Annotated in this window: 12 protein-coding genes; 7 read left to right on the top strand and 5 right to left on the bottom strand. The window is 57.9% G+C overall.

Translation table 11 applies throughout. The features are described 5' to 3' along the window. Positions 1 to 4: 4 nt before the first annotated feature. Positions 5 to 1,318: an NCS2 family permease gene (locus tag IBT46_RS12000; RefSeq protein ID WP_200545849.1), complete on the bottom strand. Its 1,314-nt coding sequence runs from the start codon at positions 1,316 to 1,318 to the stop codon at positions 5 to 7. A 212-nt stretch (positions 1,319 to 1,530) separates the two neighbouring features. Between IBT46_RS12000 and yieH the strand changes: the two genes are divergently transcribed. Both yieH and IBT46_RS11990 read left to right on the top strand, forming a co-directional pair. Further along, entirely contained in the window at positions 1,531 to 2,193 is a 663-nt protein-coding gene (gene yieH / locus IBT46_RS11995; RefSeq protein WP_200545848.1) for a 6-phosphogluconate phosphatase, read from the top strand. A 117-nt stretch (positions 2,194 to 2,310) separates the two neighbouring features. Next, a complete protein-coding gene (locus IBT46_RS11990; RefSeq protein ID WP_200545847.1) occupies positions 2,311 to 2,580 on the top strand; it encodes a PTS transporter subunit EIIB in 270 nt (89 codons plus the stop codon). On the opposite strand, the gene IBT46_RS11985 is transcribed toward IBT46_RS11990, so the two are convergent. Beyond that, positions 2,581 to 3,516 carry a LysR family transcriptional regulator gene (locus IBT46_RS11985; protein WP_105595332.1) on the bottom strand — a complete coding sequence of 312 codons (936 nt, stop codon included), beginning with the start codon at positions 3,514 to 3,516 and terminating at the stop codon, positions 2,581 to 2,583. 120 nt (positions 3,517 to 3,636) lie between these two features. Between IBT46_RS11985 and IBT46_RS11980 the strand changes: the two genes are divergently transcribed. The 5 genes from IBT46_RS11980 to IBT46_RS11960 are packed head-to-tail and all read left to right on the top strand — an operon-like array spanning position 3,637 to position 9,332. Next, positions 3,637 to 4,902 (top strand): ABC transporter substrate-binding protein, encoded by a 1,266-nt coding sequence (locus IBT46_RS11980; protein WP_200545846.1) that lies wholly within the window; start codon positions 3,637 to 3,639, stop codon positions 4,900 to 4,902. 32 nt (positions 4,903 to 4,934) lie between these two features. Next, positions 4,935 to 5,924, top strand: a complete 990-nt coding sequence (locus tag IBT46_RS11975) for a carbohydrate ABC transporter permease (protein WP_105595305.1) — start codon at positions 4,935 to 4,937, stop codon at positions 5,922 to 5,924. After that, positions 5,921 to 6,766 (top strand): carbohydrate ABC transporter permease, encoded by an 846-nt coding sequence (locus IBT46_RS11970; RefSeq protein WP_105595304.1) that lies wholly within the window; start codon positions 5,921 to 5,923, stop codon positions 6,764 to 6,766. Before IBT46_RS11975 ends, IBT46_RS11970 begins: the two co-directional genes overlap by 4 nt. Before the next feature lie 28 nt (positions 6,767 to 6,794). Next, positions 6,795 to 8,156 carry an alpha-glucosidase gene (locus IBT46_RS11965; protein WP_200545845.1) on the top strand — a complete coding sequence of 454 codons (1,362 nt, stop codon included), beginning with the start codon at positions 6,795 to 6,797 and terminating at the stop codon, positions 8,154 to 8,156. Positions 8,157 to 8,216: 60 nt separating this feature from the next. Then, on the top strand, positions 8,217 to 9,332 hold the full coding sequence (locus tag IBT46_RS11960; protein WP_200545844.1) for an ABC transporter ATP-binding protein: 1,116 nt from the start codon (positions 8,217 to 8,219) through the stop codon (positions 9,330 to 9,332). A gap of 168 nt (positions 9,333 to 9,500) precedes the next feature. Here the strand turns inward: IBT46_RS11960 and IBT46_RS11955 are convergent, their stop codons facing one another. The 3 genes from IBT46_RS11955 to pstB all read right to left on the bottom strand — a co-directional run bounded on the left by IBT46_RS11955 (position 9,501) and on the right by pstB (position 12,609). After that, a complete protein-coding gene (locus IBT46_RS11955) occupies positions 9,501 to 10,739 on the bottom strand; it encodes an MFS transporter (protein WP_200545843.1) in 1,239 nt (412 codons plus the stop codon). Between the two features lie 269 nt (positions 10,740 to 11,008). Continuing rightward, positions 11,009 to 11,743, bottom strand: coding sequence for a phosphate signaling complex protein PhoU (phoU, locus tag IBT46_RS11950; RefSeq protein WP_105595300.1), 735 nt, complete (start codon positions 11,741 to 11,743; stop codon positions 11,009 to 11,011). A 98-nt stretch (positions 11,744 to 11,841) separates the two neighbouring features. After that, the gene (gene pstB, locus IBT46_RS11945; RefSeq protein ID WP_105595299.1) at positions 11,842 to 12,609 is read right to left on the bottom strand and encodes a phosphate ABC transporter ATP-binding protein PstB; all 768 of its coding nucleotides are present in this window, start codon (positions 12,607 to 12,609) and stop codon (positions 11,842 to 11,844) included. Positions 12,610 to 12,647 lie beyond the last annotated feature (38 nt).

Raw genomic sequence — 12,647 nt, 5'->3', positions numbered from 1 at the left:
GCGCTTAATGTGCGTCTACGAAGACAATCTTCAGCACGAACAGCAGCGCCACCACGACCACGCACGGGCTGATTTCACGCCAGCGGCCGGTTCCCAGCTTCATCACGCAGTAAGAGATAAAGCCCAGCGCGATCCCTTCGGTAATCGAGAAGCTGAACGGCATCATCGCGGCGGTGACAAAGGCCGGGACGGCTTCGGTCAGATCGTCCCACTTCACGCGTGCAAGGCTGGACGTCATCAGTACGCCAACGTAAATCAGCGCACCGGCTGCCGCATAGGCGGGCACCATGCCGGCCAGCGGAGACAGGAACATCACCAGCAGGAACAGAATTCCGGTGACGACCGCCATCAGCCCCGTGCGCCCGCCGACGGACACGCCGGAAGAGCTTTCGATGTAGGCAGTCACGGAGGAAGTACCGATAAATGAACCGGCTACCGAGCTGATGCTGTCAACGTACAGCGCCTGCTTCATGCGTGGGAATGTGCCTTTTTCATCGGTCAGACCGGCCTTATCGGTAACGCCGATCAGCGTGCCGGAGGAGTCAAACAGGTTGACCAGCATAAAGGAGAAGATAATCCCGGCCATACCGATATTCAGTGAGCCAGCGAGATCCACCTGGCCCAGCACCGACGTAACCGGCGGCGGCGCAGAGAAAATATCGGTGTATTTCACATCACCAATCGCCAGGCCAATCCCGGTGGTCACCACGATGGACACCAGTACCGCCGCGTGAATATTGCGGGATGCCAGAATCGCGATGATAAAGAAGCCCAGCGCACCCAGCAGCACACTGTGCGAGGTCAGATTGCCGACGCTGACCAGCGTGGCTTCGTTAGGCACGATGATCCCGGCATTTTTCAGGCCCATCATCGCGATAAACAGCCCGATACCGGCGGTGATGCCCACACGCAGGCTGACCGGGATATTCGAGATCATCCAGTAGCGCACGCGGAAAATGGTCAGCAGCAGCAGGCCGGTCGCGCCCCAGAAGATCGCACCCATACCGACCTGCCAGGAGATGCCCATCGCACCCACCACCACGAAGGCAAAGAAGGCGTTCAGGCCCATTGCCGGTGCCAGCGCAACCGGCAGATTAGCCACCAGCCCCATCAGGATGCTACCGGCTGCGGCGATCAGGCAGGTGGTGACAAACACCGCCTGCGTATCCATGCCGGCCACGCCGAGAATCTGCGGGTTAACAAAAACGATGTACACCATCGTCAGAAACGTGGTGAAGCCGGCAATCACCTCAGTGCGTGCTGTGGTGCCATGCTCCTGCAATTTAAAAATCCGTTGTAACAAACCGGGATTAGTCATTATGTGTTTCCAGAAACGGAGAAAAATGTCGACGGCTATCCTACCCCATAATGATGCGTTTTGGATGGGGGGTAACCGGTTTTTTCGCAACCGATTGCGCTGTTTTCGCCGTCGTATCACTACCATTAACCGTAATTGACATTTGCAGTCGCAATCCTGCTACAGTCGCGTAAAGTAGAAAAGAAAGCCTAACCGACCTGAAGGACGCACAGATGTCAGTGGAGTGTGTATTTTTTGATTGTGATGGAACGCTGGTAGACAGCGAAGTGCTCTGTACCCAGGGCTATGTGAATACCTTTGCGCAGTTTGGCGTTACGCTTTCGCTGCAGGAGATGTTCGAGAAATATAAAGGCGTAAAACTGTATGACATCGTGGCCGATGTCTGCGAACAGCATGGCCTGACCACCCCGGTTGAGGTGCTTGAACCGGCCTATCGCGCCGAAGTAGCAAGACTGTTCGATCGGGAACTGAAGGCGATCCCCGGCGCTAAAGCGCTGGTCGAAAGCATTCAGGTGCCAATGTGTGTCGTATCCAACGGTACGGTACCGAAAATGCAGCACTCGCTGGGCCTGACCGGGCTGCTGCCGTTTTTCAGCGATCGCCTCTACAGCGGCTACGATATCCAGCACTGGAAGCCCGAGCCGGAGCTGATGCACCACGCCGCGCAGCAGATGGGCATCCCGATTGAGCATTGCATCCTGGTGGATGACTCCGAAGCCGGGGCAAATGCCGGGATCGCCGCCGGTATTCCGGTATTTTACTACTGCGCGGACGCGCACAATCCCGCTATCGACCATCCGCTGGTCACCGTATTTACCGATATGGCGCAGCTTCCCGCCCTGTGGCGTGAAAAAGGCTGGCAGCTGACGCGCTAGCGGCCGGGCCAGCGCCGGATATAGAAACTGTCTATATCCGGCCGGAATAAATCAATTTCACTTCATCCCCTCCCTGACCCTATGCTGCTACAGCAAAGGCATCGGCCAGGAGAGAATATGGAAAACCAACGACTTGCTACCGCCGTACTTGCGGCACTCGGCGGCGCGGATAACGTCGCCGCACTGCGCTACTGCGCCAGCCGCGTTCGGTTAAAACTGCACGATAACACCCAAATTGACCGGCAGCTGATTGAGCAGCAGCCCCCGGTCAGAGCGCTGCTGGAGGTCACCCTTGCCCCGCAGCTTACTGAGTTCCAGCTGGTGATGGGGCCGGGCCAGGCGCGGCCGCTGTATCAGGCGCTGATCGAGCTGGTCGGTGAAAAGTAGCTACGACACCAGATGGCGAACCGGTTCAAGGAACTGATGTAACAGCTCCTGCATTTGCACCACATGGGGCGCATCGGCCTTTTCCCGCATCAAATAGATGCCGACCGTACACGGCTGGCTTTCTTCTGCCAGCTGCAAAGGCTCAAGACCATACCGGGCAAAATACCCCGCCATGCAGGAAGGGTAGTTCAGCATCATTGCGTCAGAGTCGTTAATCATATCCACCGCCGACATCATTGAGCTGGTAGACCAGATCACCCGTTCGGCCAGGTGCAGACGATTACGCGCCTGCCTTTTGTGCTGCATATCATCCATCATATGCTGGTAGCGGCTCTCGTCCGGCGTCAGCTCCACATAGGGGTATCCCAGCAGCTCGTACTCCTCCACCGGCCTGCCCAGCAGCGGATGCCCGCCGCGGACAAACATGCTATCGCGCGTGCTGAACAGCGGCAGAAAACTGATGCCCGCCTTCGGATTCAATCCTTTGATTTCATGGCCGATAAACAGATCGATATCGCCCCCCAGCAGCAGATCCATCAGGCGCAGGTGATTGCCGAGATCGATATGAATATTGACCGTGGGATGCAGGGTGCGATAGGCGTTAAAGCTGTCGCGAACGAACATATACCACCAGGCATGTCCCGCCCCCATCCGCAGGCTCTGCCCCTGTCGGGCTTTTATCGAAGCCAGCTTAATCAGGGTGTTATCGTAGATGCGCTGCATCATCTGGGCCTGCTCCAGCAGCAGCTCACCAAATTCCGTGGTATTCACCCCGGTTGAGGTGCGCTCCAGCAGCTGCACGCCTAAATTCTCTTCCAGTTTCTTCATGTTATGGGTCAGCGTGGGCTGACTCAGGCAAAGTTTGTTTGCCGCATGGCTCACATTTCCCAACATCGCGACTTCGATAAACTGACGTAAAATTTTGTCCACGATCATATTTTCCGCAAGTGACATAGATATTTTCTATAGCATAGCCAATTAAATCGATTTCCTTCAATGATCCGCTTTCGCTAGCTTGTCCGGTAACGGCACCCGGCCGCTAACTGAGAGGACGTCATGAGAAAAGTGATTCCGAGCCTGCTTGTCTGCGCGGCGGCGCTGCTATCCGCTCCCACCCTGGCCGATACCCTGCGTATGGAGTGCCCACCCAGCAGGGAAGGCCGCCAGTTCTGTAATGACATCAAGCAGCGCTTTGAAGCGCAAACCGGCCATACGCTGGAATTTATCGATCTCCCCCGCGCCTCGGATGAAAAGCTGTCGCTGTTTCAACAGCTGTTTGCGGCGAAAGACAGCAGCGCCATCGACCTGTTTCAGGCGGATACCGTGTGGATCGGCGTACTGAACAAGCACCTGCTGGATCTCACCGATCGCGTCGGCTCGATGCGCGACGATTTCTTCCCCTCCGCCTGGCAAAACAACGTGGTTAACGGTCGGGTCAAAGCCGTACCCGCTTTTCTGGATACCGGCGCGCTCTATTACCGCAAAGACCTGCTTGAGCGCTACGGCGAACAGCCGCCAAAAACCTGGGATGAGATGGCCCGCATCAGCACGCGCATTCAGCAGCAGGAACGCGAGGCCGGGCATAAAAACTTTTGGGGCCTGGTGTTTCAGGGCAAATCCTACGAGGGGCTGACCTGCAACGCGCTGGAGTGGGTGGCTTCGCAGAGCGGTGGCGACTTCATTACCCAGGACGGCGCGATCACCATCAATAACCCGCAGGCGGCGCAGGCGCTCGATAAAGCCGCGGGCTGGATCGGCAACATCGTGCCGCGCGGCGCGCTGGGCTACATGGAAGAGGAGTCACGCGCGGTATTCCAGAACGGCGATGCGCTGTTTATGCGCAACTGGCTGTACGCCTGGGTTCTGACCCAGGACAGCAGCAGCGCAATCAAGGGCAAAGTGGGCCTGATGCCGCTGCCCGCAGGCGATGAAGGTCGTTCACTCAGTACACTTGGCGGCTGGCAGTGGGCGATCAGCGCCTACACCAAAAACCCCGATGCCGCCTTCGAACTGCTGAAAATCGTCAGCGATGCCAAATCGCAGCGCGAAGGGCTGACGCTGATGGGCTGGCCGCCGTCGCGCATCGCACTGTATGACGATCCGCAGGTGCTGGCCCAGGTGCCCTATCTGGCCAGCTTTAAGGAGATAATCGCCAGGGCCATTCCGCGCCCGGCCACCCAGACCAAACGCCAGTACGCCCAGGTTTCCCGGGCGATCTACAACGCCACCTTTAATGTGCTTCGCGGCAGCAGCGATGGCGCAACGGCAGTCGCTGGTCTGCAGCAGCGCCTGGAAAGAATCAAAGCCAGAGAGTGGCGCTGATATCGCCCTGTAAACCTACCGGAGCCTGCACGATGAAAGATGAAACGCGTTCCTTATCCCTGACGGCAACGCCGGAGCCGCACGCGGTAACCTCGGCGAAACGCAGCAAACTGAATCATCAACAGCGTCGCAGCCGCGTGGCCTGGCTGCTGGTGGCACCCGCTATGCTGCTGCTGGCGACAGTGGCAGGATGGCCGCTGTTACGCACCCTGTTCTACAGCTTCACCGATGCCATGCTGGATACGCCGGACGATTATCGTTTCGTCGGCTTCGCTAACTACCTCGACTTCGCCGACGGCGGCCATCGCTTCGGCATCCTGGCCGATCCGCAGTGGTGGCTGGCGGTGGGCAATACGCTGCGCTTCAGCCTGATTTCGGTATCGCTGGAGCTGGTGTTCGGCATGTTGCTGGCGCTGCTGATGAACCAGAAGTTTCGCGGTCAGGGCCTGGTGCGCACCGCCATTCTGGTTCCCTGGGCTATCCCGACGATCGTCTCCGCCAAGATGTGGGGCTGGATGTTCCACGATCAGTACGGCGTGGTGAACGACCTGCTGCTGAAACTGGGCGTTATCAGTACGCCGCTGGCCTGGGTGGCAGAACCGAATCTGTCGATGTGGGCGGTGATTATCGCCGACGTATGGAAAACCACGCCGTTTATGGCGCTGATGCTGCTGGCCGCGCTGCAGCTGATCCCCGGCGATCTGTATGAAGCCGCCCGGGTTGACGGGGCCAACGCCTGGCAGCGTTTCCGCCGCATTACGCTGCCGCTGATTATGCCCGCGATGATCGTTGCGCTGATTTTCCGCGTGATGGATGCGCTGCGGGTGTTTGACCTGATTTACGTCCTGACCTCCAACAGCGAAGCCACGGTATCGGTCTCCGGCTATGCCCGCGATCTGATGGTCAGCTATCAGCAGATGGGTTCCGGCTCTGCCGCCTCGGTACTGGTGTTCATGATGGTCGCGGGTATCGCCGCCTGCTTCCTGGCGGCGGGCCGCTTCAATAACGGAGAAGACAAATGAAACTGAGCCGTCACCAGCAGCGAATGGGCCATAAGGCGCTGATTTTTTCCGGCGCGGCGCTGGCCAGTATTCTCTGCCTGTTCCCGTTTTATTACGCCATTGTCACCTCGCTGCGCGAGGGGAAAGACCTGTTTCGCGTCAGCTATCTGCCGGACGGGCTGAACTGGGGCAACTACCTGAATGCACTGATGGAAAGCGGCATTGCCCGCAGCCTGCTGAACTCGATAACGGTGGCGACCCTGACGGTAGGCCTGTGCCTGCTGGTTTCCATCACCGCCGCGTTTGCGCTGGCGCGCATCCGCTTTCGCGGCCGCAAATACCTGCTGTTTACCATCCTCTGCGTTTCGATGTTTCCGCAGGTGGCAGTGCTTTCCGGCATGTTCGAGCTGGTGCGCTTTATGGGCCTGTACGACTCACTGGGCGCGCTGGTGCTCTCTTACACCACCTTCTCGCTGCCGTTTACCGTCTGGGTGCTGACCACCTTTATGCGCGCTATCCCGGTGGAGCTGGAAGAGGCGGCAATCGTCGACGGTGCCAGTACCTGGACCATTATCACCCGCGTTTTCGCCCCCATTATGGGGCCGTCGCTGGTTACCACCGGGCTGCTGGCGTTTATCGGCGCATGGAATGAGTTCATGTTCGCGCTGACCTTCGTAATTTCCAGCGGCAAACGCACCGTGCCCGTCGCTATCGGCATGCTACAGGGTGCCTCTCAATATGAACTTCCGTGGGGCACCATCATGGCGGCCTCGGTCATCGTCACGCTGCCGATCGTCGGACTGGTGCTGCTGTTCCAGCGCCGCATCGTCAGCGGATTAACTAACGGCGCAGTTAAAGGCTAATGTCGATTTACCTCAAGGAGATAAGCAAATGGCTACAAAAATCGTTTTAGTGGGTGCGGGCAGTGCACAGTTCGGCTACGGCACGCTCGGGGATATTTTCCAGAGTACCACGCTGTACGGCAGCGAGATCGTGCTGCTCGATATCAATCCTGCCGCGCTGGCGGTGACGGAAAAAACCGCACGTGATTTTATTGCCCATGAAGATCTGCCCTTTATCATCAGCGCCACCACCGACCGCCGGGAAGCCCTGCGCGGCGCGGAGTTTGTGATTATCTCTATTGAAGTGGGCGATCGCTTCGCGCTGTGGGATCTCGACTGGCAGATCCCGCAGCAGTACGGCATTCAGCAGGTGTACGGCGAAAACGGCGGCCCCGGCGGCCTGTTCCACTCGCTGCGCATCATCCCGCCGATTCTGGATATCTGCGCCGATATTGCCGATATCTGCCCGCAGGCCTGGGTATTTAACTACTCCAACCCGATGAGCCGCATTTGTACCACCGTAAATCGCCGCTTCCCGGAGCTGAACTTTGTCGGCATGTGCCACGAAATCGCCTCGCTGGAGCGCTATCTGCCGGAAATGTTAGGAACATCCTTTGATAATCTCAGCCTGCGAGCGGGGGGGCTTAACCACTTCAGCGTGCTGCTGGAAGCGCGCTACAAGGACAGCGGCGAGGATGCCTATGCCGATGTTCGTGCGAAAGCGCCGGATTATTTCTCCCGCCTGCCGGGCTACAGCGATATCCTGGCCTACACCCGCATCCACGGAAAAGTGCTGGAAACGGAAGGCGCTACCGAACGCGCCGCGCTGGGCGGCCGGGACAGCGCCTGGGAGTGGGCGGACCGCACGCTGTTTAAGGAAATTTTGCAGAAGTTTAATTATCTGCCGATCACCAGCGACAGCCACTTCGGCGAGTACATTCGCTGGGCCAGCGAGGTCAGCGATCATCGGGGTATCCTCGACTTCTATACCTTCTACCGTAACTACCTCGGCCACGTTCAGCCATCGATCGAACTAAAGATGAAAGAGCGGGTGGTGGCAATCATGGAGGGGATTATCAACGATTCCGGTTACGAAGAGGCCGCGGTCAATATTCCCAACCGTGGCTTTATCAAACAGCTGCCGGAATTTATCGCGGTGGAAGTCCCGGCGATTATCGATCGTAAAGGCATCCATGGCATTCCGGTTGAGGTTCCGTCCGGCATCGCCGGGCTGCTGTGCAACCAGATTGGTATCCACGATCTGACCGCAGAGGCAATTCTTAACGGCTCGCGCGATCTGGTGATTCAGGCGCTGCTGGTGGATTCGGTTAACGACAAGTGCCGCGCCATTCCTGAACTGGTGAACGTGATGATATCGCGTCAAAGCCCGTGGCTTGATTACCTGAAATAAGCCCTGGACGGGGCGCCGCGGCGCTCCGTCTAGCCATCGCAAATGCTGAGTGGAGAGAATATGGCGCAATTAACGCTGAAAAACCTGCAAAAACGCTACGGCAACAAAGCGGAAGTCATTAAGTCACTGGATCTTCAGATTAACAGCGGCGAGTTCATGGTGGTGGTCGGGCCTTCCGGCTGCGGCAAGTCCACGCTGCTGCGCATGATCGCTGGCCTGGAGGAGATCAGCGGCGGCGGCATGTACATCGACGGTAGCTACGTGAACGACGACAGCCCTTCAGAACGCGGCATCGGCATGGTCTTCCAATCCTATGCGCTCTATCCGCATATGAGCGTGTACAAGAATATGGCCTTCGCGCTGGAGCTGGCGGGCCATCCGGCGGATGACATCGCGCGCAGAGTGCATGAAACCGCCGGAATCCTGCAGCTGGAACCGCTGCTGGAGCGGCGACCGAAGGATCTCTCCGGCGGTCAGCGCCAGCGCGTGGCGATTGGCCGGGCGATTGTGCGCGAACCCCGGCTGTTTTTGTTCGATGAACCGCTCTCTAACCTCGATGCCTCACTGCGCGTGCAGATGCGGATGGAGGTCGCCTCGCTGCACAAGCGGCTTGGCTCGACGATTATTTATGTCACCCACGATCAGGTGGAAGCCATGACCCTGGCCGACCGCATCGTCGTGCTGAATAAGGGAAATATTGAACAGGTTGGCACGCCGCTGGAGCTGTACGACCATCCGGCCAACGAATTTGTCGCCCAGTTTATTGGCTCACCGAAAATGAATCTGATCCCGGCGGTTCTGCGCCGCGCCGGAGAACAGCAGAGCGTGGTGGAGCTGGATAACGGTAAATCACTGGTGCTGCCCATCGCGACGCCGCCCGAAGCCGAGGGGCAAAGCGTCAATATCGGTATTCGCCCGGAACATATCCGCGGTGGCAACCTGGCGCAGTGTGAATATCAGGGCGAAGTGATGTTTGTTGAGCATATGGGCAACGAAACCTACCTTTATCTGGATAACGGCAACGTCAGTGAACCCTGGGTCGTGCGCAATCCCGAACGCTCAACGATCCGGGTGGGAGATACCGTTGGCGTTGGCCTGCCGGTAGAGTGCTGCTACCTGTTCGACAGCCAGGGCCGCGCCTTTCAGCGGCTGGTCGCATCGTCGGCAGCCCATTAAATCTGAAGGGAAACGTTATGCATCATGTAAATACGTACGCTAACGGAACAGCAAGGGAGTGAGAGTCTGCAATCTGAGCGGGGAACTGCTGCAGCCGTGTGAAACGCGGATCTCTACGCGACAGACCCGCTCGGCCCGGACGGTCATCGCATCCGGGCCAGGCCAGTATCAGCCAATCGCTCCCAGCACATCCTCGCTGCCCTGCTTTTTCGGCAGCAGGAACAGGGTGGCGAAGATATCCAGCAGGTAGATCAGCGCCAGCAGAGTAATCGCGGCGGTAAACGACCACTGGCCCACCAGCAGGCCGATTACCAGCGGACCAAAGCCGCCGACGCCACGGCCCAGATTGAACAGGACGTTCTGCGCGGTTGCACGCACCTTCACCGGATAGGTGTCAGAGATCAGCGCGCCGTAGCCGCCAATCATACCGTTGACGAACATCCCCATCAGCGCGCCGGTAAACAGCATCACCGTCGGATCGCGCAGCTGGGCATAAACCACCACCATCACCACTGCGCCAACCTGATAAATCAGGAAAATTTTCCAGCGCGCGAAGCGATCCGCCAGCAGGCCAAACAGCCAGATGCCGAAGGTCATGCCCACCACGGTCACCGCCGTCCACAGGCCAGATTTGGTCAGCGAGAAGCCGAAGCTGGAGGAGAGGTAGCTCGGCATCCAGATCATCAGCCCGTAGTAGCCGAAGTTTTGCACCGAACAGAGGATAAAAATACCGATACTGGCTTTCGAAGTGGCTCTGTCGGCAAACAGCAGCCGGATGCGCGCCGGGAACGACAGCCCCTGGTTTACGTCCACATGCTTCGTAAAGGCTTCCGGTTCGCCCATGCCGCGACGGATGGCAAATGAGGCCAGCGCAGGCAGCAAGCCGACAAGGAACATGCCGCGCCAGCCGATAATGTCCAGCAGGAATGGGGTGATAAACGCCGCCAGCAGTACGCCGAGCTGCCAGCCCATACCCACCCACGCCGAGGCGCGGTTACGTTTGTTGGCGGGCCAGGCCTCGGCGATCAGCGCCATACCGATGCCGAACTCACCGCCCAGCCCCATACCGGCCAGGGTGCGATACGCCAGCAGATCCCAGTAACCCTGCGCCACGGCGCAAAGTCCGGTAAACACCGAGAACATCAGAATGGTGAAGGTCAGTACGCGTATACGACCCAGCCGGTCACTGAGGTGACCAAAGACAATTCCACCGATCACCGCACCGATTAGCGTCCAGGTCACCAGAGACCCCGCCTGAGACGCGTTAAGCACCAGCGAGGCGCTGATCGCCGGCAGCATAAAGCCGAGGATCAGCAGGTCAAAACCATCCATTGCATAGCCGCTGACCGCGGCAACCATCGCTTTACCCGGCGTCACGCCACGTTTAGCAGAAGGAGAAGAAGACATTATTTCAAAGCCATATCGTTCAAATTGTGCGCCAAGTATATACCTGAAATAAATCCGGTTGCATCTGCCGGGCAGCGGGTGGGGCAAAAGCGTTGTCGTCGGTTACGCTTTGGCGGAGAAATGAAACTTCAGTGAGGCCGTCGCAGACAAGGTGTAGAACAAAAAAAGAACAGCCGGGGAGAATGTCGGCAGCGGAAAAAAACCAGATCGGCAGTATGAAGATGCGAGCAGAGGAAAAGCGAGGCCGCGATTGGCGGCCCCGCTGATTATCAGGCAGGATTGCTGCCGCTGTCGTCACCGGCCAGCAGTTTATCCAGCTGGTCGCCGCCGACGTGGCGGAAATCCTGGCCCTTCACGAAGTAGAAGATGATTTCGCAGATATTCTGGCAGCGGTCACCGATACGCTCGATGGCGCGCGCGCAGAACAGTGCGGTCAGCACGCTTGGGATGGTGCGTGGGTCTTCCATCATATAGGTCATCAGCTGGCGCACGATGCCCTCATATTCCTGGTCAACCTTCTTATCTTCGCGATAAATTTCAATTGCCGCATTCAGATCCATACGCGCAAAGGCATCCAGCACGTCGTGCAGCATCTCAATGGTGTGGTGGCCCAGTGATTCCAGGCTCACCAGCAGCGGCTGCTGCTGCTGGGTAAATTTCTCCAGCGCGGTACGGCTGATCTTCTCCGCCACGTCACCGATGCGTTCCAGCTCGGAGATGGTTTTGATGATCGCCATGACCAGGCGCAGGTCGCTGGCGGTCGGCTGACGTTTGGCGATGATACGCACGCAGGCTTCATCGATCGCCACTTCCATCATGTTGACCTTGTGATCGCCTTCAATCACTTTGTTGGCCAGCTCGCCATCCTGGTTATGCATGGCGGTAATGGCGTCAGTCAGCTGCTGCTCCACCATTCCTCCCATGGTCATCACCTGGGTACGAATATGCTCCAGCTCGGCGTTGAACTGGCCGGAGATGTGTTTGTTCAGATTTAAGCTTTCCATCTCAAACTCCAGACCTGTTTAAAACAGGCGTTAAGAACGCAGTCAGTTTGGGGGCGGACCGTCCGCCACCGCAAATTGGCAAGGGTAACTGCCTGTTTTCAGCCGTAGCGGCCGGTAATGTAATCTTCTGTTTGCTTCTGGGCCGGCTTGGTAAACAGCGTATCGGTATCGCTGAATTCAATCAGTTCACCCAGGTACATAAACGCAGTGTGATCGGAGCAGCGTGCGGCCTGCTGCATGTTGTGGGTCACGATCACCACGGTGTAGTCCTGTTTCAGCTCGGTAATCAGCTCTTCAACGCGGCCGGTTGAGATCGGGTCCAGCGCTGAGCAAGGCTCATCAAGCAGCAGGACTTCCGGGCGAATCGCGATGCCGCGCGCGATACACAGGCGCTGCTGCTGGCCGCCGGACAGACTGTAACCGCTCTGATGCAGCTTGTCTTTGGTTTCCGTCCACAGCGCGGCTTTGGTCAGTGCCCACTGCACGCGCTCATCCATATCGGCACGCGACAGCTTTTCGAACAGGCGCACGCCGAAGGCGATGTTGTCATAGATGGACATCGGGAACGGCGTTGGCTTCTGGAACACCATCCCAACACGGGCACGCAGCAGGGCGATATCCTGGCTGGCATTCAGAATGTTGTCGCCATCCAGCAGGATTTCGCCTTCCGCACGCTGCTCCGGGTAAAGAGAAAACATCTTGTTAAAGGTACGCAGCAGGGTGGATTTACCACAGCCGGACGGACCGATAAACGCGGTAACCTGGTTTTTCGCAATATCCAGGTTGATGTTCTTCAGCGCGTGGAATTTTCCGTAATAGAAGTTCAAATCGCGAACCTGAATCATCTTAGCGGAAGTATTAATCATTTTGCTCTCACTTAGTCCGCGCCGCCGCAGCCGCGCTG

This window comes from Erwinia sp. S38, from assembly GCF_016624545.1.
GTDB classification, from domain to species: Bacteria; Pseudomonadota; Gammaproteobacteria; order Enterobacterales; family Enterobacteriaceae; genus Erwinia; species Erwinia coffeiphila.
Note: the sequence above shows the minus strand (reverse complement) of the source record. Positions and strands in the feature narration are given on the sequence as shown.

Bases quoted from the DNA above. Each gene is read 5' to 3' on its own strand.
- IBT46_RS12000 (WP_200545849.1), bottom strand. From the start codon at position 1,318: ATGACTAATCCCGGTTTGTTACAACGGATTTTTAAATTGCAGGAGCAT.
- yieH (WP_200545848.1), top strand. From the start codon at position 1,531: ATGTCAGTGGAGTGTGTATTTTTTGATTGTGATGGAACGCTGGTAGAC.
- IBT46_RS11990 (WP_200545847.1), top strand. From the start codon at position 2,311: ATGGAAAACCAACGACTTGCTACCGCCGTACTTGCGGCACTCGGCGGC.
- IBT46_RS11985 (WP_105595332.1), bottom strand. From the start codon at position 3,516: ATGATCGTGGACAAAATTTTACGTCAGTTTATCGAAGTCGCGATGTTG.
- IBT46_RS11980 (WP_200545846.1), top strand. From the start codon at position 3,637: ATGAGAAAAGTGATTCCGAGCCTGCTTGTCTGCGCGGCGGCGCTGCTA.
- IBT46_RS11975 (WP_105595305.1), top strand. From the start codon at position 4,935: ATGAAAGATGAAACGCGTTCCTTATCCCTGACGGCAACGCCGGAGCCG.
- IBT46_RS11970 (WP_105595304.1), top strand. From the start codon at position 5,921: ATGAAACTGAGCCGTCACCAGCAGCGAATGGGCCATAAGGCGCTGATT.
- IBT46_RS11965 (WP_200545845.1), top strand. From the start codon at position 6,795: ATGGCTACAAAAATCGTTTTAGTGGGTGCGGGCAGTGCACAGTTCGGC.
- IBT46_RS11960 (WP_200545844.1), top strand. From the start codon at position 8,217: ATGGCGCAATTAACGCTGAAAAACCTGCAAAAACGCTACGGCAACAAA.
- IBT46_RS11955 (WP_200545843.1), bottom strand. From the start codon at position 10,739: ATGTCTTCTTCTCCTTCTGCTAAACGTGGCGTGACGCCGGGTAAAGCG.
- phoU (WP_105595300.1), bottom strand. From the start codon at position 11,743: ATGGAAAGCTTAAATCTGAACAAACACATCTCCGGCCAGTTCAACGCC.
- pstB (WP_105595299.1), bottom strand. From the start codon at position 12,609: ATGATTAATACTTCCGCTAAGATGATTCAGGTTCGCGATTTGAACTTC.